Below are 23,791 nucleotides of genomic sequence, written 5' to 3' on the forward strand. Positions count from 1 at the left end.
ATAACGCCGTAATTTAACGGCGTTTTTTGTAATTAACGTTTACTTTAATAGATTTACTACTTGTAAGTTCAAACATGCTATTTTCGGGTGATGGTAGCCCCATCATTAAATTAGGGTTGTTGGAAAACCCAACTGGTTCTTTAGGAATCGAACTCGACGATACATCAAGTAGACCATTTCCATTTAGATCTTGAAAAAAACGCAAACAATAACGACCTTCTGGTAACTCATTCAGCGTTACTTTATGCTCATCACTCGTTACTGTAAAATTTTGTACTCGAATCTCTGGTAAATCATCCCATGCTAAGTCTATATTACTGCAATCAAGCACTTGAAAGTGTGATTGACCTTCAACCTGCCTAAACTTAGCGAACGAAATATCAAGAGAGTAACCTTGCTCTACAGCAAATAATTTAAAACTAAATAGTACAGTAAAAGCGAAAATAACTATTTTATACATCAGTTAATCATCCAATTTAGTGTGGTTTGAGTTTTTATATTGGGTATAATAGCTGACTATTAGGAAGTTATAAAAGGTAAAAGGATGCACAAAGTACTCGTTATTCATTATTCTCAAACAGGTCAACTCACCAAAATTGCAGATTCAATTGTAAAACCTCTGCAAAATGATGATGAAATTACGGTAGATTACCTTAATTTAAAACCTGAAAAAGAATACCCTTTCCCTTGGCCTTTTTTAACCTTTTTTCATATTTTTCCTGAATGCGTAAAAATGACGCCGCAACCAATGAAAGTTGTTGAGCCCGCTCATAGCGATTACGACTTAATTATTTTAACGTATCAAGTATGGTTTTTATCTCCATCGCTCCCTATTTCATCATTTATGCAATCACCACAAGCAAATAAACTACTAAACAATAAACCCGTTATTACCGTTATTGGTTGTCGTGGCATGTGGTTAAGCGCACAAGAAAAAATGAAACAGCTACTTAAAAATGTCAATGCTAACCTAATCGATAATGTGGTGCTTAGTGATGAATGCGGTACTGGCTTTAGCTTTTTAGCAACACCACTTTGGATGTTCACAGGAAAGAAAAAACCTGTTTCGTGGGTGCCTGCAGCAGGTATCGCCGAAAAAGAAATTATTGATGCAAGCCGCTTTGGTATCGCAATAAAAAAATCAATTAACAATTTACCCAATACGCAACAGCTTCAACATTCTGTATTAAAAGGATTAGGAGCAGTTAAAGTAAATGAGAGATTTATTGCCAGTGAACGTGTTGGTCAACATAGCTTTAAGATTTGGAGTAAAATCCTAACAGCTTTGGGTCCTATGCACTCAAAGCGTCGAAGTTGTGGGCTTATAATCTATGTGCTATTTTTGCTCACCTTAATTATTACTGTGGTGCCAATTACAGCAATAATAAAAAAATTAATTGCCCCTTTAACAAGAAAAAAAATTGCAAAGCAAAAAGCCTATTTTGCTGAGCCTTCTGGAGAGTAGTTTTACGTTATGGAAAATGCCGTATACATAAATAACTTACATGCTGTTTTACCGAATAGCCCTGTTAATAATAAAGAAATGGAAGTTGTATTAGGTGAAGTTGGAGGGCAACGCTCGCGCGCTAAACCTGTTATTTTACGCAGCAATCAAATAAAAAATCGTCATTACGCTATTGATCCACAAACTGGCGAATATAATTACACAAATGCATCGTTAGCGGCTGAAGCTGTAAAAGGATTATTTACTAAAGAAGGTACCCAACTAGAGCAACTAGACTCTTTGGTGGCAAGTACCTCTATGGCTGATCAGATCATGCCTAATCATGGTGTAATGGTCCATGGAGAGCTTAAAAACCCAAGTCTTGAAGTTATCTCAACTGCAGGTATTTGTTTGTGCGGAATGACGGCTCTTAAATATGCTTACTTAAATATTAAGGCTGGTGAGAGTAAGCACAGTGCAGTCGTTGCCAGTGAGCTTGCATCCAATGTAATGCACTCAAGAAACTTTGCCGCCGAAAGCGATTATAAAGTTGATATGCTCAACCAGAAGCCTGAAATAGCTTTTGAAAAAGACTTCCTTCGTTGGATGTTATCTGACGGTGCTGGCGCAGCATTATTAAGTAACCATGCTAACCCTACAGGTTTATCACTTCGTATTGATTGGATTGATATTGTTTCTTATGCAGATCAACTTGAAGCGTGTATGTATGCAGGGGCTGAAAAAATAGATGGCGCATTAAAAAGTTGGACCCGTTTTGATTCAAAAGAACGTGAACAACAATCAATACTTTCTGTTAAGCAAGATGTAAAACTACTTAACGAAAACATCGTTAAATTCACGGTTGAAGATGCACTTAGTAAAATAATAAAAAAACGCGCCATAAAAGCCAGTGATTATGATTTCTTTTTGCCGCATTATTCGTCAGGTTACTTTCGCGAACGTTTATTTGAAGGATTAAATAATATTGACTTTCAAATCTCTTACGACAAATGGTTTACTAACTTAACAGAAAAAGGCAACACAGGGTCTGCATCTATTTTCATTATGCTTGATGAGCTTTTTAAATCAGGTAAATTAATTAATGGTCAAAAGCTACTGTGTTATGTACCTGAGAGCGGTCGTTTTTCAAGTGCATTTATGCAATTAAGTGTCGTAAACCAATAGTTTAGAGTCCATTATGAAAAAAGATGAAGTACCTCAAGATAATAGCAAAAGCTATCAGGGTCAAAACAAGTTACTTTACGCGGTAGACGACAGCGGACATTATCACGGTGTTAAATCATCTGGCTGGGAAGTAGAAAATTTTGCAACCCAACTAGCGGTAGACGATTTAAATGAACAAACAAGCCAAGCTCTATCTGATGCTCATTCGGGGCTAATTTCTCCGCTTGGTTATCATATGCTAGCTAGGCGCTTTGATGTGGCGACTCTTGCTGCCGCGAGTGGCTTTTTTCAATGGCAAATTAATCGTCATTTGCGTCCCGCTATTTTTTTAACGTTATCTGATAAAAAAATTAACCGCTATTGCGATACACTAAAAATTAGTCGTGACGCTTTACTCTCACTGCCCTCACAATAACGAACCTTCTATGCCTGATATTATTTTACCTATTAACCACCTACAATCTTCACATTGTGAAACGGGTGTAGTTGCCACACTTTTACAAAGTAAAGGCATTGATATGAGCGAGCCGATGGCTTTTGGTCTTGCTTCAGCACTTACCTTTGCTTACTTACCTTTTGTAAAAATTAGTGGGATGCCATTAATTGCTTATCGCATGCCCCCAAAAACAATCATTAAAAAGGTATGTAAAAAATTAAATATTGAATTAGAAACGCGTAAGTTTTCAAATGCACAAGATGGGATGCAAGCACTCGATGATGAGCTAGCTAAAGGCAATTTAGTTGGTTTACAAAGCTCTGTATATTGGCTGCCTTACTTCCCTGAAGATATGCGCTTTCACTTTAATGCACATAATCTAATTGTTTATGGTAAAAATGCTCTGGGCGAATATCTTATTAGTGACCCTGTTTTTGAGCATCCAGTAACGTGCCCCGCAGAAGATTTAAAAAATGCACGCTTTGCAAAAGGTGCACTCGCGGCAAAAGGATTAATGTATGTTATTCGCAGTACACCATCGAATATTGAGCTCAATGAAGTGATTAAGCCTGCAATCAAAAAAACAGCAAAAATGATGAATGGACTCATATTGCCGTATTTTGGTTTTAAAGGCATTCGTCATATGGCAAAACAAATACGACTACTTGATAAAAAAACACCTAAATATACGCGTCTTTATTTAGCGCATATTGTGCGTATGCAAGAGGAAATAGGCACCGGTGGGGCTGGTTTTAGATTTATGTACGCCAGCTTTTTAGAGCAGGCAGCCGAAATATGTCAAATACCTGCACTCAACCAGTGCGCAGAGCACACAACTTTAGTAGGTGATTTATGGCGAGAGTTTGCAATGGATGCCGTAAAGTATTGTAAGAAGCGCGGTGATATTAGCTTAGATGATATCGCAAAAAAACTTGAACAAGTAGCTGAAGAAGAAGCAAAACTGAGTAAAATGCTACTTTCAGCTATCGCTTAAATGTTAAAAGTCACCTTAGCGTGACTTTTATTTTAATAAACAGATTAAAGCTGCCACCTAATTACTAAGAAAGTAGTGCTATATCGCCTTGCTTAATACACTTAGCTGCGCCGCCTACAACATCGCTGTTATTTAACTCATTAATTAACACTTCGCCTTGAGCTTGTTGTTCATCACTAAGCGGTAAATACGGTAATCTAAATACTGGGTTTACAGCACCTGTCATCATCATGGCGGTATTAATAGCAATCGGGTTTGGCTCACAGAACAACCAGTTCATCAATGGTTGTAACGACGCATTTAGCTCGTTACTTGGTGTATCCATTAACTGACGAAATAACCCAGGTATAAGGTTAGAAGTAACCGAAATCACACCATGCGCTTTGTACGTATGGCGTGCATCATGACTTTCGTCATCGTTACCCGACCAACATGCAATACCTTGTTGCTCATAATGGGCTATGCGCTCATTGCCGCCACACTCTTTAACACCAATAAAATGCTCATGCTGTGCCAGTGGCTCAATAATATCAGGTGTTAGGTCTTGGCCTGTGCGACCGGCTACGTTGTAAATAAAGGCAGGACCAATATCTAGCACACGTTTAAAGTGCTCTTTAACACCCGCGATTGACGTACGACCGTAGTATGGGTTAATTTGCAGTGCTGCATCCATACCACTGGCAAAGCCATATTTAGTTGCTTTAATCGCTTCACGGGTATTGTTACTACCGGTATTACCAACAATAACCAGTTTTTCACCATACTTGTTTGCACTGTGCGCTATAAGCATTAAATGCTCTTCCCAGTTCATTAACTGGCCTTCGCCTGTTGTGCCACCAACTACAATGCCATCAACGCCCGCTGCAATTTGTATTTCAACGAGTTCATCGTACTTTGCGAGATCAATTTCACCGTTTGCTAAATATGGCGTTTTAATAGCTGTAATAAGGCTTGCTTGTTTAATTTTCTCTAGGGTGCGCATAAAAATTCATTATTTATAAAACTTGCGCTATTTGTAACATACTTACCAGTATTTTTGGAGGTATAAGCGCACATTTAATTATAAAATCGCTTGTGTTATTGAGTTTGGTAATACAAAATGAATGGCTGTATATATAAACAGTGTTTTATTTTTAACGATACCAGAGGCTTTATGCGTTTATCTGACTACTTAGCAACTCATTTTTATAACACCGATGAACTGTGCCAAGCATTAAACATAGATGCAGATACACTTTTAGCTTGGCAAGAGCGAAGTGTGTTCCCCAAACCAAGTTACTGTATTAAAAGTCAACTTAGCTGCAGCTCATATTCGGGTTTGTATGAATGCGAAGAATATGACGACTATTATCCACGCGGCTGTGTTAATTGGGGGCAAGGTCTTTTAAAACAAAAAATAGAATCATCAAGCCATGCTTTTAATTTTTTTGCGCAGCAATATACTGCAAGCCTAACTAAACTCGCTCAGCAAGGGTTTACGTTTAGCGAAGAGCTATTTGGCTGTGAAATAGACGAGCACTTACAGCAAGTTTGGCAACAGTTTTTATGCAGTAAGTATGGTGTACTTACTCAAAATGGATTAATAGACGAGATAGTCTCGGTAGATATTGGCAGGCTATTAGTTGACGACATTACAGAACTGCGCAGTAAAGCGAGTTTAAACCAAGAAGAAAGAGCGCTACTGCACCCGGCCATGAAGCTTTTGAACAAAGCGTTAGGGCATGGCGCCGATCATGAAAAACAACACACATTACGCACCCGCTATATAGATGCACTTATTTTAAAATACGATTTATCTATTAAATAGTTTTGCATTAGTTTAATTATTTTAGGATTATTTGACGAAAAACAAGATCTGTTAACTTAATTGTTATGCAAAATATAATTTAAAGGCACTGACTCAATGACAATCAAAACACAAATAAGTGTAATTTCTGCTGTAATCACCATCCTGTCTTTTAATACACTAGCTAAAGCTAACCACGAAATAGTAAATGACGACATAATAAAAATGCAGCGTGCAGCGCTTGCTAAAAACACCGCTAACAAAGGCTTTGGCCCACAATCTCCACGCAATATTGATAATTATAAAGGCGAAAACACGGCAGTTTTCTCTCATGCCTCAACTTCATCAAATATGAACTTATGTAATATACACTTTCATAAAAATGCTGAACATGCCGGTGGCGAGTTTAGTAAATATGCAGGAAATGGTAATGGAAAAGGTTTTCAAAGTGGCTACTTATATTCAGGCTCTTTAACTAAAAGTGAAAGTAAACCAGCAAAAATTGAAGTTTGTCCAAGCGATCACGGCGCGCTTTTAGTTGGCGATACCATTGAGGTTCATAACGTTCATACGTCAGCAATTGTAAAACCAGGCCCTACCTTGGGGAGTTGTTTAAGTGATTCGATTAAAAATCCGCAACTACGTGTTGAAGCTCAAGTATATGTATTAGTAAACGATGCTAACGCACTTGATTTTGCTCAAATAAGCGCCGTGTCATCTGTTAATGGTTACTATCAAGCTATTGCTACACCTACAAATACGGGTAAACCTGTTGTTTATAGCGGTTCAACTACTGGCCCGAGTTACAACGAAGCAGGCTCTCCTTTCCAAGTAACATGGTCAGTTAAACCAAAAGTGGCAAAGGTTGATATAAACAGTGTTGGTAAATGGTGTGAAAGTAACACCTTTAATGAAGATCATGCTCACGGCGTACGAAATCTCGTAATAAATCCTGCATTACTCTCTAAAATCAATAATTAAAATTTAGCCAAATAAAAAACAACCCGCTAATTAGTGGGTTGTTTCATTATGACCGTTAAAATGAGTATTACGCTTAATGGGATAAAAATGTCACATTAAATGTATTTAAATCTTCATATGTAATACATGTTTGCTCATTAGTATTAAGCTCAACAACACCACAGTAAGAACCAGTTATAAACACTTGCCCTGCTTTTAAGTTAATTCCCTTTGCTGATAAGTAATTAACTGCCCAATAAAGTGGAAGCTGCGCAAGTTCTGCAGGGTGCAAACCTGCCAAATTTAACTCCAGCTCAGTTTGCTTAACATTAATATTTACAGTACTTGCGTTATACGCTTTGGCTTTATCTATTTGTGGGCCTAAATACACGCCTTGATTAGATAGGCCATCGGCCAGCTTTTCAATGTGAGTGCTTGGAGTATCTTCATCAAACCTTTTTTGAATAAGCTCAAGTGCTAAATGGGCACTGGCAAATGCAGTATCTACGTCTTCATTTGTATAGGTATTGTTACTTGGTAAATCGCTTTGCAAAATAAATGCAATTTCTGGTTCTATAAGCGCTTTATTATTTGTTGTATACAGTGGGCAATTTTCAGCTTGTTTTATAGGTGCATGTAAAAGAGGCGCTAATATAATTGAGCCATCATCTAAAGGCAGCATACACTTCCAGCCATATACAGTTTGATCATTTAAATAAATCATCAACTTTTGTACTTCCATCGCATCGTCAGTCGAGTCTAGTACTAACTCTTTAGGAAAATTTGAACGTGCTGGGTTTTCTTCTCTTTGTGCTAATAAGTGAGTAGCAATTAGTTTTAGCTGTATTGAGTTGTTCACATAAATCTCTTTAAAATACGTTACTGGTTAAGCAGTAAATGGGAAGGATTACATTATTAATGTATTAGTTTAGGCATTAGAACATCATGTTAAATGCCTATAATTAAAATTGTATTTAAAACAAAGCATGGTAATTATTTAAGTATCAATAGATTTAAGCGAGCGTAAAAACAGTCCTAAGCCACCAAACGCTAAAATTATAATAACAATCAAATCAAACGACGTCATAGTTCGCATACTAAATCGAACACTCGATATAACACCAAATATGAGTGCTGTTAACGAGCCAAGAGATAGCACCCAGCCTAAAATGTTTTTAGAATTATAAAAAATCAGACCCACACCAAAAATAAACGGGATCATAACCATGCCGCCTGTAACGCCAAAGCCACCTAAAGCATTAACACTATAAATGCGAGAACTTAGTCCAAAATTAGAGGTCACCGAAATTGCGTTTAGCAGCATATAAAAGCCACCGCACATCATAATTAGACCAATAAAAAAATGCCCAATACCACCAGAGCTTCCACCAGCACCTTTCATTATTAAATATTCCTTTTATATTTTTAACTTAATCGTTTTAAATGGTAATTGCTCGAGTATTAACATTGACCGCAATCAGCATAATCAATGAGTGCACACGCGAAAGCATTTATCGCGCGATTACATGCCAAATAACATAAAACCAAGATAAAAAACCGTGAAAAATTGCCCATAACACAGACTCATTAGCACTCCACGAAATAGCAATTGCTAGGGCCGTACCAAAAGAGACTCCATATTTTACTATTTCATTTCTTGAGTTTCTCATTAATTATATTCCTAATTTTTAACTTATTAGCTACTTGATTTGCTTACTAAAACTGAAAGCTCTTTGCCATCAATATTAATACTTGCTTCTTTGCCTAGTTCAACAACTAAAGAGGGAGCCATATGTTTTCCACCTAGTTTTAGGTCAGTTGCTAAACTAACAGTAGAATCATCGATTGGCGTTACTGTAAGAGCAAAACTATACGAATTATCGACTGAAACTGACGCCTTTTCATTTGATTTGACTACTAAAACAGGTGAGCCAATTAAGTTTTTATTATCATAAAATTTGGCATTCACTACAAAACTATCATTAGCTTGTGCAAAAGAGGCAAAGCCTAACAACGCTACTATTGCGATTAATTTTTTCATTATTATCTCCATATAAATTGATACAGCTTAAAGATATTGGGGCCTGTTGACCTTTCAGGATTAAAATTTGTTCAATCTAGGGGCTATTTAATCGCGGCGCGAGGTTTGTAACCTAGTTAGCTAAGTAAAAACCGAGCAATAAAGAGTAAATAGCCCCTGGGCAGAACCCTTCGGGCAGCGCATGTTTGGCATTTGTGCTACGTTATCGCCTATTTATGGGGAATAACCACACTACATAGGCTTTGCCTTGCCTAAATACCAAACAGTCTGCTGCAAGTTTAACCTCGAAAGATAAACAGGCCCTAGGCTTTATTGGCTGTTATTTTTTAGCTAGTAATTTTTTAGTGATTGATGTTACATCGTTCACTATACTTTTCATGCACCAAAGCACTTAAGAGTGCCTATGAGTGTTTCTATATTTACACCAGAGAACTTTAATGTAAACAACAAATTAAATAGGCTATTTATTAGAGTGGGTTGTGATACCAAAACGACTTTTTATAAAGTTATAAACCTCTTTTGATTTCGACGCACTACGAATGCGAATTAACAAAAAAGAGTCCTAATAGGTTTCATTCATATTAGCGAAGTTGGGTATTTAGGCAGGTTGGAGTGTAAGAATAAAAGGTGATGTAAGTTAACAGCACCTATTTGAGTATTTACTTAGTTATGTAGTTTAGCTAAGTGGTATAAAACTGCTTAACCAATTGATTTATATACATCAATACTACTATTGGTTAAAAGCCCAGTAACTTGCGTACCAAATGCTTTAAAGTGTGGCTCGTTTTTATGCGCTTCAAAGTGCTCGTCAGACGCCCACTGTTCACTAACAACGTAATCGGTATGTTCATCATCACTTTTTACCGATAGTTCATAACGTAAGCACCCTACTTCTTGGCGCGATGACTTTTGTAAGTTTTCAAGTGCTGTAAGCATTACATCTGCATCAATATTTTTGCACGACAGTGCAGCTATAACCGTTAACATGTGTATTCCTTTTTAAAAGTTAAGGTGTAGATAATCTACACCTTAAAATATTTAGTTTAACTTTGCGTTTGAGGTAAGTTTACTGATCCCACTGCGGCGCAAATTCTGGTGTTGCTTGGCGGTCGCCACAATCTAGACCATCAATGCGGGCTATGTCTTCATCATCTAATTTAACGTGGTCGTTAAAGTTATCTTCTAAGTTTTTGCGCTTAGTTGAAGATGGAATTGTCGTCATGCCGCTTGCGTTAACCCATGCTAAAACAACTTGTGCTGGACTTGCATCGTGCTTTTTAGCAATGTCGATAATAGTTTGATCTTTAAGTACTTTACCTACTACAAATGGCATATACGCAGTTACATGTATATCGTGCTGAGCACAAAATGCGCGTAATTTAGTATTAGTTAAATATGGGTGAACCTCAACCTGATTGGTAAATATTTCACGCGAGTCAAGCGTTTGCATTGCTTCATTTAAGTTTGCAATGGTGAAGTTTGATACACCAATGTGCTTAGTTAAACCAAGCTGCTTCGCTTTTAGTAATTCAGTAAGGTATTCACTCATTGGCTCGTCGTTAGCAGGCGATGGCCAATGAATTAGCAGTAAGTCGACCGAATCAACTTGTAGCTTTTCAAGTGACTTTTTAACGCTTGGGATAAAGTCGCTTTTATTTAATTTGTTATTCCACACTTTGGTAGTTAAGAATATTTCACTGCGCGGAATATTACTATCTTTTATGGCTTGGCCTACTTGCTCTTCGTTGCCATAAATTTGTGCAGTATCAATATGGCGAAACCCAACTTCGAGCGCCATTTTTACTGAGTTATAGGCAGTGTCGCCCTCCAAACGGAATGTTCCCATACCTAGTTCTGGCATTTCTATTACACGTTTTGTCATGGTTTATCCTTATAAAATAATCGGTTTGAAATACAAACTTCACTAGGGCGTGTTGTTCTTTGTGGATTGAAATTTGTTCAATCTAGGGGCGATTTAATCGCGGCGCGAGGTTTGTAACCTAGTGGGCTAAGTAAAAACCGAGCAACAAAGAGTTAATCGCTCCTAGAAAGAACCCAACGGGCAGTGTATGTTTGGTTTTTATGCTGCGTTATCGCCTATTTATGGGGAACAACCACACTACATAGGCTCTGCCTTGCCTAAAAACCAAACTTACTACTGCAAATTCAACAACCAAAGAGCAACACGCCCTATAGTTTTACGAAATACACCTTTTACTTCTTATTAAGACTGTCACTTAAAATTCTATGACCTCATAACAGGTATGAGGTCATTAATTTTAGTTTCAACCTTAACAGAAGATAGTTTACGCTTGCTGAATTTCACGTTTATCAAGCATACCGCTGTAGCGTGTAACACCAAGTGCTAAAACAGAGATAACGGCGCCTATCCATGCTGTATCTTGCAGGGTCATGTTCTCTACTACGCTACCGCCAATAATTGAGCCAAGTGCAATACCAATATTAAATGCGGCTATGTTCAAACCTGATGCAACATCTACCGCATTTGGCGTGTGCTTTTGTGCTTGCTTTACTACATAAAGTTGCAAGCCTGGCACATTACCAAAAGCAAATGCGCCCCAGACTAAAATAGTAAGTACAGCAGCAATTTTTGATTCCATCGTAAAGGTAAATATCAGTAAAATAATACTCAAAGCGCTGAATATAATGCTCAGGGCACTAATTGGGCCGCGTTTGTCGGCCAACTTTCCACCCCAAATATTACCTATCGCTACCGATACGCCGTAAACAAGCATTATTAAGGCAATAGCCGAAGGCGCAAAACCTGTTTGTTGCTCTAAAATAGGTGCTAAATAAGTAAACGCTGTAAACGTGCCGCCGTAGCCCAGTATCGTCATTAAATATACGAGTAATAAACGCGGTTTTACGATTACTTGTAGTTGTTCTTTAAACGTGGCTGGTATTGATTGTTTTAAGTTTTTTGGCACTAAAATAGAGCTGCCGATTAATGCAATTAAACCTAATACCGACACAACTAAAAACGTTGCACGCCAACCAAAGTGTTGTCCAATCCATGTACCTAGTGGCACACCAGTTACGAGTGCTACAGTAAGCCCGGTAAACATAATGGCTATTGCACTGGCTTCTTTGTCTTTGCTTACTAGGCTAGTGGCAATCATCGATCCGATTGAAAAAAACACACCATGGGCAAGCCCCGTTAAAATGCGCGCAAGTATTAATGTTTCGTAACTTGGCGCTTGCCAAGCAAGTAGGTTACCCAATACAAATAAGCCCATTAAACTTATTAGTACCACTTTACGATTCCAACGACCCGTTAAAGCTGTTAGCACCGGCGCACCAATAGCAACGCCAACCGCATATAAACTTACAAGCAAACCTGCTGAAGGTAGGCTTACGCCTAAGTCGTTTGCAATGGTCGGTACTAATCCCACTATTACAAACTCAGTTGTTCCTATTGCAAATGCGCTTAAGGTAAGCGCCCACAAAGCCAATGGCATAGTTATATCCTCATTAATATTTGAAGAATGTAGTTTGGCTAAAATATCATTTGCAAAAAACAGTATTAGTGACAAAATACTTTTGTTAATAATGCAAAGGTGATGTTGGTATACTTATGGCGGTTCATTCAAAAACTGAAGATTTAGAAACGTTTATAACGGTAGTAGATTGCGGAAGCTTTTCGGGGGCAGCTAATTTGCTCGACCAACAAGTGGCTAAAGTGTCGCGAGCAGTATCACGCCTTGAAAATACACTGCAATGCACTTTACTAAACAGAACAACACGCCGATTAGAACTTACCGAAGAGGGACATACTTTTATAAAATATGCGCGCGAGGGGTTAAATACGCTTTATACCGGTGAAGAAGCCATAAAGCTTTTAAAACAAGCGCCAAGTGGTAAGCTGCGAATAGATGCTGCAAGCCCTTTTGTATTACACCAACTTACGCCTTTAATTGGCGAATTTGCCAAGCAATACCCTCACATAACGCTTGATATAACCTCACACGACAGCATTATTGATTTACTTGAACATAAAACCGATTTAGCCATACGCATTGGTGATTTAAAAGACTCAAATTTACATGCTCGTAAACTTGGCAGCAGCCAGTTACGTATTGTAGCCAGCCCAGAATATATAAAAAACAACACAGCAATTACACAAATAGATGACTTACAAAATCACAAAATAATTGGTTTTAGTGACTCCCCTAAATTAAACACTTGGCCGTTAGTAAAGCCCGCTTTATTTACGTTTTCGCTTAGCGCAAGCAGCGGCGAAACACTACGCCAGCTGTGTATTGCAAACCAAGGAGTGGCACTACTTTCTCACTTTATGATTGGCAATGACCTAAAAACAGGTAAATTAGTTGAAGTGTTACCTAGTGCAGTTAGCTCTCCTAATAACCGAGAGGTTGTACAAGCCGTGTATTATAAAAATAGTGCTGTATCGTCTCGCATTACAGCGTTTTTAGATTTTATAAAGCCACGACTAAGCTTATAACTATATTAAAAAGCAGGTTAAATTATGCTTGGTTATTAAAAAGCAAACCTGAATTTTTATTATCTGAAGATGATGAAAACATTGAATCCATTAAAGTAGATACATTTTTTCGCACTGTTAATTGTATCGACGATAGCTCACTATCGAGTTGCTTTTTAAGTTCGCTTAGCTCTTCTATCGCTTCCCCTGTGGGCGTATCAGAACTATTGGTCATTTCTCTTATTTTACTCTGTAAATCTTTAATTGACTCGATCGCTTTATTCATTTGAACTGCTGAATTGTCACTCGAATCTTCTGTTTCGCTGCTAATAATAGACTTTGCGTCTTCAGTAGCTGCAGTAGAGCTCGTAGTTTTTTCGGCGTCTTTATTTAAAGAAGAGTCTGCTTTAGCCTCTGGACTTTTACTAGGATCATCCATTTTTACAGTGTTTTTATTTAAATTATTTAGATTCGAATAGCTATTGTCATTGTATAACTGTGAAGAAAGAGTTCCAAAATTCATTTTTGTCTCATGTGTCTAAAAATTGACGACTTTATTTTTATAATTAGAAGCAATTATCATTCCAAACATGGTAACAAATTGACCGCCCGTACCTTAAATGGGATCAGGATTTATAAGTCGCCACGGGGTATTATTTTGCTTAATTTAAAATGCTAGGAAAGCTATACTTTTAAAATACGCCTGCGAAAGGCTAAATACTTTATGCACAGATGAAAACGCCATAAAGCTTTAAAACAATCGCCAAATGGCAAGCAGCTAATAGACTCGGCAAACCCTTTTGTATTGCATCAACTTACGCCTTTAGTTGGTGAATTCGCTAAGTAATACCCTCACATAACGCTTGATATAACCTCACACGGCAGTACTATTAATTTACTCGAGCATAAAACAGACTTAGCCATACGTATTGGTGATTTATAAGATTCGAACTTACATGCTCGTAAACTTGGCCGTTAGTAAAACTCATTTTATTTACGTTTTCGCTTAGCGCAAGCAGCGGCGAAACAGTGCGGTATCACCGCGAATTGTGGCGTTTTTAGATTTTATAAGGCCTAGGCTTAGTTTATAAGTTCTGCGTATTAATATTGATATGCTTATTAAACGTTTTAACCGATTTTTTGACGCTTTTTAATAATCAAAAAGTATAAATAATAAAAGTAGTAATTAAAGGTATTAATCAACATGGATTCTTTAACGCAGATAGCATTAGGCAGTGCTGTAGGTTATGCGGTATTAGGCAATAAAATAGGTCGAAAAGCCGTTTTATGGGGAGCAATTTTAGGCACGCTCCCTGATTTAGATGTATTTTTAGCTTACAGCGGACCAGTAGAAGCGTTTACTTATCATCGTAGCTTTAGCCATTCGTTATTAATACATTTATTAATTAGTCCGCTTATCGTATGGCTAATATTAAAAGTACACGCGGGAATGCAAATTTATAAAGTGCGCTGGTTTTGGCTAGTATTTTTGAGTTTATCTACGCATGCCCTATTAGACAGCTTAACAGTGTACGGTACACAACTACTTTGGCCTTTTACTGAGTACCCCTTTGCAGCTTCTAGTGTGTTTATTATTGATCCCGCTTACACGCTTCCTTTATTAATTGGCGTAATATGTACGCTAATACCCAAAATAAAAGCAGCAACGGCTTATCGTATAAATGCAGTGGCCTTAGTTTTAAGTAGCTTATATTTATTTTGCGCTTTAATTTTAAAAGTAAATATTGATGACAAAGTAAAAACAGCTCTCAACAACAGGCAAATACCAGTAAATGAGTATGTTAGTACACCTGCACCGCTAACCACTTTACTGTGGCGTATTGTTGTGATGTCTGACGGGCAATACTACGAAGGTTATGCATCAGTATTTGACGCGCCCAGCGATGTTACATTAACGGCTTATCAAACAATGCCTTCATTGTTAAATAATATTAGCGATGAATGGGCTGTAAAACGCTTGCAGTGGTTTACTAAAGGGTTTTATTCAGTGCGCCAACAGCAAAACAATATTGTACTTTCTGATTTACGTATGGGGATGGAGTGCAACTATGTGTTTAATTTTGTAGTGGGCAAAAAAAATGGTTCAGAGGTGAGTCTTGGTAATTTTGAAAAAATAAGTCAAAGACCAAACTTAAACAATCTTCATAAAATATGGGACAGGATTTGGCAACCAAATGTGTCTTTAGCCTCACCCGCTGCAAAAAATGACTGCAACAGCGAATAACTCCATACCAGGTTCGTACTAACTTGAGTAGGATAAGTTAAGTTCAAGCGGCAGTTAAACTACATAGTTGTATAATTGAAGTTACTGCTGTTTTTTTTGCTGATACATTGCGAAATCAGCTTCTTGAATCATATCCTCAACCGATTTACCGGTATCGTGTTTAAAGTGTGTTACTCCTACACTGTAATCAATTTTGTATGGCTTATTTAAGGTATTATTAGTATACTCTATTGCATCCGCAAACCGTTGCAATACGGTCCCTGCTTTTGTTTCATCTGAGTCGCTTAACATCGCAACAAATTCATCACCACCAAGTCGGCCTATTACTTCACAATCTCGAAATGAACTAAGCATAATTTGTGCAAATTTATTCAATACAAAATCGCCTTCGTGGTGTCCATAAATATCATTAATTTGTTTAAACTTATTGAGATCAAACAATATAAACGACATTGACACTTTGTTTCGTCTACAGACATTTAGCGTATGCTCGGCAAGATTTAAAAAGCCACGTCGGTTAGAGATTCTTGTTAATTCATCAATTGTAGCTAGTTCAATAGATTGAATTTCTTGCTCAACTAGCGTGCCTAAATCTCTTAGTAATTGTTTTTCTTCATCATTGAGTTGTCTAGGTTTACTATCAGCAAGGCACAAAGTACCTATAATGACTCCTTCCCGTAATTTTAAAGGAAAGCCAGCATAAAAGCGTACTTTAGGATCGCCTGTGACAAAGGGGTTATCAAAAAACCTTTTATCTTGGGCTGTATCTGGGATGATTAGTAGATCGTCTTGATTTATGGTATGTCCACAAAATGAGGTTTCGCGAGGAAGCTCAGGCGCATCAAACCCCTGCCTAGATTTAAACCATTGGCGGTCTTCGTCAATCAAAGTAACTAATGAAATAGAAACATTAAACATACGCTTGGCAATACGCGTAACACGATCAAAGCGTTCTTCATGCGACGTATCTAGAATTTTTAATGCTCTAAGCGCGTGTAATCGCTCAGCTTCGTTATTTGGAATCTCAGGTTTAATCATTAAAGCTCTATTAATTTTAAATGTTTTATAAATTGCGAAATTGGAGTAATATTTTCGAGTATATAATTTGATAAACTTATCTAAAGTATAAACAGTCTGCCTATTCAAACTAGAACATTACCTAAAAATAGCAATAAATATTTATAAATATCAGTAAGTCGTACCTAAATAAAGATAAGGTTCAATCGGCAATAAATTATGATTAAAACAGGTGGGATTAGTGCTTGGATACAACACAGGTACTCTTTAATACAAAAAGTAGTAGTGGCTACTTAGTTTTATTTAAATAGCCACTGGATTTGGCATACATACAAAAATAAACACTTTAATTTTGGTGTTCATACTGCCCGCGATAAACTTCAAACACTTTTAAAACAGTATGTTGCTCTTTAGTTAGGTTATCAAACCAAGTATCAAACAATTCATCATCTTCTTGCTCGCTTAGTGCCATATACCTTGCTAGTAGCTCTACAATATCATTATGGTTGCAGGTTAGCGGGTTTACTTGCTGCGCTAAGGTGCTGTGGTCGCGCTCTCTTAGGGTTTCCATCACCCCTTGATCAATTTGTTCTTGTTGTTGTGTTGCGTCACTCATACATAACCTCTGTAATAACTTTATAACCGTATTTGTTAACGTTTTTGACTCTTAAATATAGTTATAACAGCCTAAACAGCAATAGCCAGCATTTTTAATTCAAGTGCTTATTTTTTGATTTGTTTGCACAAATAGCCAGCAATTACGGTCCTTTTAGAGAACATTTTAATAATTTGCAATGAGAGAATAAATACGTTAAATTAAAATGATACATTATCACATATTATTTATTGAGACGTATTATGAAACCAAATATTCATCCTGATTACCACGTGGTTGCTTTTCACGATACTGCTGCCGATTCTTACTTTATTATTGGCTCAACCATTAAAACAAACCGCACAGTAGAAATAGACGGTAATACATATCCGTATGTACCTATTGACGTATCGAGCGACTCGCATCCATTTTACACTGGCAAACAAAAAACAGTCGCAACTGATGGCCGTGTGGCACAATTTAATCGTCGTTTTAAAAACCTATCTACGGCTAAAAAAGCTGATTGATAGTTTTTTCATGCTTGGGTGCGCTTTGGATTTTGTATTGTAAGCTCAAATAACTTGCTGATTATAAAAACTTAGTTTAAAGCAATAAAAGTATGAAGAGCTAGTAACTAATTTGTTGTAGTAATACCGCCGAGGTTATATGTTCCTCTGCGGTATTTTTATAGTTTATTTGTAGTTATTTAACCACTACCGAAAACTCAGGAACGGCTTGAATCACCTTTTTAACTGTACAGGTATTTACAGCAGCAATAAGTGCTTTTTTATATTTAACAGGAAAGCCATCAGGTAAATTAATTTCAATCGAGAATAACTTTTTACCATTATCGTCTACATTTTCATTATTTTGTGTAAGGGTCATACCCTCGGTAGAAATGTCTCGCTGTTCACAAAACTTACGTGCATAAAAGCCTGCACATAAAACCATACTTACTAAAAAATAATCGAACGGTTCTGGGAATTCAGCCCCGCCACCAGCATTTACACTTTGATCGCTTATTACTTCTAGGTCGCCAAATTTAGCGCTTTGTTTTTGGCCTTCTAACATTGAAACTGAAATTTCCATTGTGTTTCCTTATATTTATTGCTGCAGATACCTTTAACGCAATTAATTAAAAGTAATTCCTAAAGATACATAGTGTTTAGGTTTATGAACCGAACAGTAATTCAAAGACCCCTGGAGGTTCATGTAACTCATGATATTTTTTACGTAAGTTATCTATATTTTTCAGTGGTACTTTTGCCGCACTTAGCCCCTGCTCGTTCGCTGCTTTTTTTGCAAGTTCAGCTTGGGCAATCACTTTATCAAGGCCTTGTAATGATTGTTCAGCTTTTTTGTAAAATTTAGCCGTTTTACTTATTTTTACCAGCTTAATAAATTCATCGATTGCGGTATTAAATTCGTCAATCTGTGTAGCCTGCACTGCTTGTTTGTATGCAAGGCCGGTATTTTTCATATTTATTTCAAGATCGACTGGCTGCTGGGCTAAAGCCAACGTGCTAAATAGTAACGTAATAGCTAAATAAAAATACTTCATGAAAAACCCTATAAATAAAAGAGGGCTAATTATATCAATTATAGTGTCGAAAGTAACTCTACAGAAAGAATATGCTATTAATTGGTGTAAAGGGGCTTTACAGTAAACAACCACAGAATTTAGGTAATAAAAAAGTCTGCATTTGCAGACTTTTAAAGTGTTAGCATTTATTTAATATTACTCAGCCACACGCTTTGGTATGGTTCTAGCTCTATTGTTAATTGGCTTTCTTCAATTGTTTTATCGGCAACTAAATCAAACCACTTTTGGGTGTTAATCAAATTTAGGTCAGCCAATGTGAGTGTTTGTGGTTTATCGCTAATGTTATAAACACAAAATATGCTTTGGCGTCTGTCAATGCTTTGTCTCCAAAAACCAAACAACTCACCTGCTAAATGCAGCGTAAACTGTGTAGCATTTGGGTGGAAGGCACTTTGCTTTTTGCGCACTGCCAATAAGCTTTTTATGCCGTTAAACACTTTATGATGATGACTGTACTTTTCACCAATTGCCGCCAGTAGCTTTGACTCTTGCCAACGATGGCGGTTAATAGCACGGTTATGCTGTGAATTTTCAAAGCGTTCGTAATCGTTAGTAGTACCCAACAAACTATGAATATAAAGCCCTGGGATACCTTCAAGCGCAAACATAATTGCGTGAGCACACATAAACCGCTCCAGGCCAAACTTATCTGGGCCATTGTGCGTACCTTGCATTGCATCAAATAGAGCAATATTTAGCTCGTACGGTGTATGCGTGCCATCGTTACTGGTGCGCATTGATACACGACCACCAAATTGCATAGTGGTACTTACCAGTGACGCTACTTCGCTGGGTTGCAATAAACCTTCAATTGGTCTGAGCCCTATTCCGTCGTGCGAGGCTATAAAATTAAAGTATGCCGTACCATTTTGCGCAGGTGGCATACTCATCATCCAATGTTTAAGTGCTGCACTATCACCACTTAATAATGTATGTAGCAATAACGGTGGTAAGGCAAAGTTATAAATACTGTGCGCTTCGTTGGCATTACCAAAGTACGATAGGTTTTCTTGGTTTGGAATATTGGTTTCGGTAATTATAACTACGCTAGGCTCTGCGTGCTCAATTAGTGTTCGCATGAGCCTTACTGCTTCATGTGTCTGCGGCAAATTAATGCAACTTGTATTAAGCTGTTTCCACAAAAACGCGACCGCATCGAGTCTAAATAAACGCACGCCATTGTCTAAATAATGCCTAATTATTCCCACAAACTCTTTAAGTACCTCGGGGTTTGCAAAATCAAAATCAACCTGATCGTGACTAAACGTACACCACACGTGTTTTTCGCCGCTTGGCGTAGTTACAGTATTTAATAACGATGACGTACGCGGGCGCACAACTTGGCTTAAATCATCCGTTAAGCTCGCCGTTTTAAAGTAGTCTTTACCAGGGTGTAAATCATTTAAAAAGTTCTCAAACCATACGCTTCTGCTTGAGCAATGGTTAATAACTAAATCTGCCATTAGCTTTACGTCTTTAGCGATGTTTTGAATATCTCCCCAATCACCCAGTGACTCGTTAACTTGCACGTAGTTCATTACGGCAAAGCCTTCGTCTGAGCTGTACGGGTAAAATGGCAATATGTGCAGCGCATTTAGCTGCATATCACATTGCTCTTTTATAAACCTGTGTAGTGTTTTAAGCGGTGCCTCCATTGGGCTCGATACCGCAAATTCGCTATCGTCGTGTTTAATAATAGAGTCGCCATAAGCAATCAATACTATATCTTGCTCATCCCATCGGTTTGTATGGGGTGTCGGGTCGCGCAGTGCATTGCTACCTAATATAATTTTAATGAGTTGCTGAGCAAGCTCAGTAACCGATAAAGGCAGCTCAACACCCTCATAAATAATATGAAGATGTTGCTCTACTCGTTGTAAAAATAATTCGCTAACTGAAATCACATGCGCCCCTAATATTTATTGTTTAGACTTATAGGCTAGTTAACCTGCACGCAGGTTAACTATATTCTTCGTTATCTAGCTCTACGGCTTCTTTTAAGCGCTCAAGTACGTCTGGCATTGCTGATACAACACGGTTCCAACTTGGCACAAATGGCGCTTCCATTGGGTTCTCTAAAAAGTGTTGCCCTGCTTCCATAATATTTTGTGCAAACATTTCTACTGCTTTTTCTTCTTGGTGTACATCAAGCGTTAACCCGTTCATAAGAGCATCGTTATGATACGTTTCAATAAAATCTAAACCTATACGATAATAGGTCGCTTTTAATGAACGAATTGTTTCGCTGGTAAAAGTAACACCTTGTGTTGCCAGCTTTCTAAATAATGCCTTAGTAATATCAATCGACATTTTAGACAAGCCTGCACTTTGATCATCAAGTGAAAGTTCTTGGTGTTTATGATCGTAATTATCGGCAATATCTACTTGGCACAAGCGATTATGCGAATAGTTACGATACATTTCACTCAGTACGCCTATTTCAAGGCCCCAGTCACTTGGAATGCGAATATCGTTTAATACATCACGTCTAAACGAAAACTCACCTGCAAGTGGGTATCTAAAAGAGTCCATATATTCAAGGTAATCGGTATTGCCTAAAATTGTTTTAAACGAGCGAAGCAAAGGCGTTACTAATAAGCGCGATACACGGCCATTAATTTTGCCATTAGCAGTACGCGGGTAAAACCCTTTACAAAATTCATAGTTAAAACGCGGGTGTGCTACAGGGTAAATTAAACGCGCAAGTAAGCTTCTGTCGTAGGTTAAAATATCGCAATCATGCAGTGCGATAGACTCAACCTCAGCTGTTGCTAATTTATAGCCCATGCAGTACCACACATTACGCCCTTTACCCAGCTCACGTGGTGCAACGCCTAGCTCTTGTAGTTCTTTATCAAGTGCTTGTAGGCGTGGGCCGTCGTTCCATAATACTTTATGATTTTGGTTTAGCTCTTTAAAAAAGCCAAGTGCATGGCGGTACTGTGCTTCGTCGGCTCTATCTAGGCCTATCGTAATTTGTGATAAATACGGTACTTGGCGTAATTCACTTACTATATTTTGCAGCGCAGGGCCTTCAAGTTCACTAAATAACGAAGGAAGTATTAACCCCATTGGGCGCTGCTTGCTAAAAGTAAGTAGCTCTTTTTCTAAATCCTCAATTGGTCTATCGGCAATGTTATGTAATGTTGTAATAATGCCATTTTGGTAAAAATCAGCCATGAGATGTTAGCTCCTCAGAAATACTTAAAATACTGCTAATGCACGGCAACGACGTTATTTCTTCAATCCAGCCCAGCGGTGCTGGTGATTGAGAGTATCGTGCTTTGTTGTGCGACAATTTAACCGGCTTTTTACTCGCCGGATTGGCAATAATAATGGCGATATTTGCGTGCTCTAACATTTGCTTATCGTTATCGCTATCACCCAGTGCTATAACCGTGAGAGGCTTTCTGAAATGATGGGTAAACTGTTTAACTAACCACTGCTGTGCAGCGCTTTTATCGGTATTTTTGGCAATGTGAATAAATCGACCACCAATTTTTATATCGTAGCCGAGTGCTTCAACATCGTTTACAAAGGCTGTGAGTAATTCGTCGTTGCCATACCAATAAAGAGGGTCTGAATAATCGCGGGTTTGTGCGCGGCGAGCTTGTGCATCGCTAAGCCCTGTAAGCTCTGATATTTGCTCACTCGATAAATCACTAAACAATTTGTAATGCGCTTTATAATCGGCCTTTAAAGTATTTAAATCACTTAACAAACTCGCTAGCGGCTTTGCCATTGCGTAGCACCAATAAGCGCCTATTTTTTTACAACCAATTGGCTTGAGTTCAAAATAATCCTCTGGAATAAATACCGCTGCACCGTTTTCGACAATAAAAGGCTGTTGAATATTTAAATCGTTTTTAAGCTCAACCACTTCGCAAAATGTTTTACTAGTATTAAACACAACAGGAATATGCGCATTTTGCAGCTGCTGTAATAACTCACTGATATTATTTGTATTGTAATCAGCGTGATCGAGCAATGTGCCGTCTAAATCTGTAAAAATAATGGGTTGAAGGGTGTCATCACTCGTTAGGTGCATACCGCTAATATCGCGATTGCTATCAAGTTCAATTAACGCGTTTGCTTTAGCGCTCAGTGTGTTTAAGTTCTCACGCGTAATGCGCTCAAAATGAGAAATAAAATACACCAATTGCTCGTTAGTCATAGTGCCTGAGCCTTCACCTTTTTTGGCTATTAGCTTTTGTTCTTGCTCTTGTCGCCATGTAAAAACATCACTAAAACTCGGTGCTTTTAGCATAACGGTATAATCAATTAGATTAAAAACGGCTTTATATTCGTTTGCCAAACAGCTATTTACACAGCGGCGCCAAACGCCTTCTTTATCGAACTGTTGCTCTAACTCGTTAAGCGGCTCACTCAATGAAAACAATGGTTGTGGCTCACTGCCCACGCACCACCCTTCTAAAATAACAATATCAACTGGCTTTTCGTTTGTTAACCAATCACTTGTTGGCACGCAGTCGTCTTCGTGTTTATTAAAACGTGGAAGCGGTACGTTTACCTCTCCTGCCAGTAAGTTAGTTATTGTGCTATTCATTAACGCTACATCGTGAGTACCCGGTACTCCGCGAGTAGTAAAAAGAGGATGTACGTCTTTGGCAAGCTCAGTACGTGCTTGTTTTGCTAAATAAAAGTCATCAATTGACAATGCTACACTGTTAAGTGGTGTGTTTTTAGAAAACCACGTAACTAAAAAATCTGCGAGTGTTGTTTTTCCTGAGCCCTGGCATCCATTTATGGCAACAAAAATAGGAGTATTTGTTTTTTTAGATTCGAGGATGTCATGCGCAAGTGGAACAAAATATTGCTCACTCAAATATTGATACTTTAAAGGCAGTTGGTGTTTTGCTAAAAACGGGGTTATATCCACAATATTGGCCTCTGACATAGTAACTCCTTTGCATACAATGCGTTCTGGAAATTAAATGCAGATACTAGACCATTATTATTTTTGTATATTTATTAATAGGTTAAAAAAATAGCGCATTAAAAA

At 37.8% G+C, this 23,791-nt stretch carries 26 protein-coding genes and 1 pseudogene; 10 read left to right on the forward strand and 17 right to left on the reverse strand.

Annotated features, from left to right (window positions below):
• Positions 1 to 13 precede the first annotated feature (13 nt).
• Entirely contained in the window at positions 14 to 460 is a 447-nt protein-coding gene (locus EU510_RS07870; protein ID WP_149593014.1) for a DUF2141 domain-containing protein, read from the reverse strand.
• Positions 461 to 544: 84 nt separating this feature from the next.
• Between EU510_RS07870 and EU510_RS07875 the strand changes: the two genes are divergently transcribed.
• The 4 genes from EU510_RS07875 to EU510_RS07890 are packed head-to-tail and all read left to right on the forward strand — an operon-like array spanning position 545 to position 4,059.
• Complete coding sequence (locus EU510_RS07875; RefSeq protein WP_149593015.1) at positions 545 to 1,465, forward strand: dialkylrecorsinol condensing enzyme; 921 nt, start codon at positions 545 to 547, stop codon at positions 1,463 to 1,465.
• Positions 1,466 to 1,474: 9 nt separating this feature from the next.
• Positions 1,475 to 2,629: a beta-ketoacyl-ACP synthase III gene (locus tag EU510_RS07880; protein ID WP_149593016.1), complete on the forward strand. Its 1,155-nt coding sequence runs from the start codon at positions 1,475 to 1,477 to the stop codon at positions 2,627 to 2,629.
• Between the two features lie 13 nt (positions 2,630 to 2,642).
• On the forward strand, positions 2,643 to 3,044 hold the full coding sequence (locus EU510_RS07885) for a hypothetical protein (RefSeq protein WP_149593017.1): 402 nt from the start codon (positions 2,643 to 2,645) through the stop codon (positions 3,042 to 3,044).
• A 10-nt stretch (positions 3,045 to 3,054) separates the two neighbouring features.
• Positions 3,055 to 4,059 carry a BtrH N-terminal domain-containing protein gene (locus EU510_RS07890; protein WP_149593018.1) on the forward strand — a complete coding sequence of 335 codons (1,005 nt, stop codon included), beginning with the start codon at positions 3,055 to 3,057 and terminating at the stop codon, positions 4,057 to 4,059.
• Positions 4,060 to 4,123: 64 nt separating this feature from the next.
• On the opposite strand, the gene dapA is transcribed toward EU510_RS07890, so the two are convergent.
• Entirely contained in the window at positions 4,124 to 5,041 is a 918-nt protein-coding gene (dapA, locus tag EU510_RS07895; RefSeq protein WP_149593019.1) for a 4-hydroxy-tetrahydrodipicolinate synthase, read from the reverse strand.
• 171 nt (positions 5,042 to 5,212) lie between these two features.
• Here dapA and EU510_RS07900 point away from each other — a divergent pair, with 171 nt between their 5' ends.
• Together EU510_RS07900 and EU510_RS07905 are read left to right on the forward strand one after the other, a co-directional pair.
• Positions 5,213 to 5,866, forward strand: coding sequence for a DUF6058 family natural product biosynthesis protein (locus tag EU510_RS07900; RefSeq protein WP_149593290.1), 654 nt, complete (start codon positions 5,213 to 5,215; stop codon positions 5,864 to 5,866).
• 96 nt (positions 5,867 to 5,962) lie between these two features.
• Positions 5,963 to 6,826, forward strand: a complete 864-nt coding sequence (locus EU510_RS07905) for a delta-class carbonic anhydrase (RefSeq protein WP_149593020.1) — start codon at positions 5,963 to 5,965, stop codon at positions 6,824 to 6,826.
• A gap of 73 nt (positions 6,827 to 6,899) precedes the next feature.
• On the opposite strand, the gene EU510_RS07910 is transcribed toward EU510_RS07905, so the two are convergent.
• The 7 genes from EU510_RS07910 to EU510_RS07935 form a co-directional block, all read right to left on the reverse strand.
• Positions 6,900 to 7,664, reverse strand: coding sequence for a 2-keto-4-pentenoate hydratase (locus EU510_RS07910; RefSeq protein WP_149593021.1), 765 nt, complete (start codon positions 7,662 to 7,664; stop codon positions 6,900 to 6,902).
• A 138-nt stretch (positions 7,665 to 7,802) separates the two neighbouring features.
• The gene (locus EU510_RS07915) at positions 7,803 to 8,207 is read right to left on the reverse strand and encodes a hypothetical protein (RefSeq protein WP_002958658.1); all 405 of its coding nucleotides are present in this window, start codon (positions 8,205 to 8,207) and stop codon (positions 7,803 to 7,805) included.
• A 109-nt stretch (positions 8,208 to 8,316) separates the two neighbouring features.
• Entirely contained in the window at positions 8,317 to 8,475 is a 159-nt protein-coding gene (locus tag EU510_RS19890) for a hypothetical protein (RefSeq protein ID WP_188085408.1), read from the reverse strand.
• A 26-nt stretch (positions 8,476 to 8,501) separates the two neighbouring features.
• Positions 8,502 to 8,846 (reverse strand): hypothetical protein, encoded by a 345-nt coding sequence (locus EU510_RS07920; RefSeq protein ID WP_149593022.1) that lies wholly within the window; start codon positions 8,844 to 8,846, stop codon positions 8,502 to 8,504.
• Positions 8,847 to 9,545: 699 nt separating this feature from the next.
• Entirely contained in the window at positions 9,546 to 9,833 is a 288-nt protein-coding gene (locus EU510_RS07925) for a putative quinol monooxygenase (protein WP_002958660.1), read from the reverse strand.
• Positions 9,834 to 9,912: 79 nt separating this feature from the next.
• A complete protein-coding gene (gene dkgB / locus EU510_RS07930; protein ID WP_024591732.1) occupies positions 9,913 to 10,728 on the reverse strand; it encodes a 2,5-didehydrogluconate reductase DkgB in 816 nt (271 codons plus the stop codon).
• A 424-nt stretch (positions 10,729 to 11,152) separates the two neighbouring features.
• Positions 11,153 to 12,325 (reverse strand): MFS transporter, encoded by a 1,173-nt coding sequence (locus tag EU510_RS07935; protein ID WP_024593033.1) that lies wholly within the window; start codon positions 12,323 to 12,325, stop codon positions 11,153 to 11,155.
• Positions 12,326 to 12,441: 116 nt separating this feature from the next.
• On the opposite strand from EU510_RS07935, the gene EU510_RS07940 reads away from it, so the two are divergent.
• The gene (locus EU510_RS07940; RefSeq protein ID WP_149593023.1) at positions 12,442 to 13,329 is read left to right on the forward strand and encodes a LysR family transcriptional regulator; all 888 of its coding nucleotides are present in this window, start codon (positions 12,442 to 12,444) and stop codon (positions 13,327 to 13,329) included.
• A gap of 22 nt (positions 13,330 to 13,351) precedes the next feature.
• On the opposite strand, the gene EU510_RS07945 is transcribed toward EU510_RS07940, so the two are convergent.
• Entirely contained in the window at positions 13,352 to 13,831 is a 480-nt protein-coding gene (locus tag EU510_RS07945; RefSeq protein ID WP_149593024.1) for a hypothetical protein, read from the reverse strand.
• A gap of 163 nt (positions 13,832 to 13,994) precedes the next feature.
• Between EU510_RS07945 and EU510_RS20065 the strand changes: the two are divergent.
• A pseudogene (locus EU510_RS20065) lies at positions 13,995 to 14,248 on the forward strand (LysR family transcriptional regulator); the annotation flags it as partial.
• A gap of 264 nt (positions 14,249 to 14,512) precedes the next feature.
• On the forward strand, positions 14,513 to 15,553 hold the full coding sequence (locus EU510_RS07955) for a metal-dependent hydrolase (protein WP_149593025.1): 1,041 nt from the start codon (positions 14,513 to 14,515) through the stop codon (positions 15,551 to 15,553).
• A gap of 81 nt (positions 15,554 to 15,634) precedes the next feature.
• Here EU510_RS07955 and EU510_RS07960 read toward each other — a convergent pair whose 3' ends face one another.
• Positions 15,635 to 16,591: a sensor domain-containing diguanylate cyclase gene (locus EU510_RS07960; protein WP_149593026.1), complete on the reverse strand. Its 957-nt coding sequence runs from the start codon at positions 16,589 to 16,591 to the stop codon at positions 15,635 to 15,637.
• Between the two features lie 325 nt (positions 16,592 to 16,916).
• The gene (locus EU510_RS07965; protein WP_039487544.1) at positions 16,917 to 17,186 is read right to left on the reverse strand and encodes a hypothetical protein; all 270 of its coding nucleotides are present in this window, start codon (positions 17,184 to 17,186) and stop codon (positions 16,917 to 16,919) included.
• A 242-nt stretch (positions 17,187 to 17,428) separates the two neighbouring features.
• Here EU510_RS07965 and EU510_RS07970 point away from each other — a divergent pair, with 242 nt between their 5' ends.
• Positions 17,429 to 17,692, forward strand: coding sequence for a type B 50S ribosomal protein L31 (locus EU510_RS07970; RefSeq protein ID WP_149593027.1), 264 nt, complete (start codon positions 17,429 to 17,431; stop codon positions 17,690 to 17,692).
• A 175-nt stretch (positions 17,693 to 17,867) separates the two neighbouring features.
• On the opposite strand, the gene EU510_RS07975 is transcribed toward EU510_RS07970, so the two are convergent.
• From EU510_RS07975 to EU510_RS07995, 5 genes are all read right to left on the reverse strand, one after another.
• Entirely contained in the window at positions 17,868 to 18,254 is a 387-nt protein-coding gene (locus EU510_RS07975) for an OsmC family protein (protein WP_149593028.1), read from the reverse strand.
• A gap of 82 nt (positions 18,255 to 18,336) precedes the next feature.
• Complete coding sequence (locus EU510_RS07980; RefSeq protein ID WP_149593029.1) at positions 18,337 to 18,726, reverse strand: cytochrome b562; 390 nt, start codon at positions 18,724 to 18,726, stop codon at positions 18,337 to 18,339.
• A gap of 167 nt (positions 18,727 to 18,893) precedes the next feature.
• Positions 18,894 to 20,672, reverse strand: coding sequence for a sugar phosphorylase (locus EU510_RS07985; RefSeq protein ID WP_149593030.1), 1,779 nt, complete (start codon positions 20,670 to 20,672; stop codon positions 18,894 to 18,896).
• Positions 20,673 to 20,727: 55 nt separating this feature from the next.
• Positions 20,728 to 21,948 (reverse strand): glycosyl transferase, encoded by a 1,221-nt coding sequence (locus EU510_RS07990; RefSeq protein ID WP_149593031.1) that lies wholly within the window; start codon positions 21,946 to 21,948, stop codon positions 20,728 to 20,730.
• Positions 21,941 to 23,686, reverse strand: a complete 1,746-nt coding sequence (locus EU510_RS07995; protein WP_149593032.1) for an HAD-IIB family hydrolase — start codon at positions 23,684 to 23,686, stop codon at positions 21,941 to 21,943. The genes EU510_RS07990 and EU510_RS07995 overlap by 8 nt, the downstream gene beginning before the upstream one ends.
• Positions 23,687 to 23,791: the final 105 nt, after the last annotated feature.

The sequence above is a fragment of the Pseudoalteromonas sp. FUC4 genome (genome assembly GCF_008370255.1).
Classification (GTDB): Bacteria; Pseudomonadota; Gammaproteobacteria; order Enterobacterales; family Alteromonadaceae; genus Pseudoalteromonas.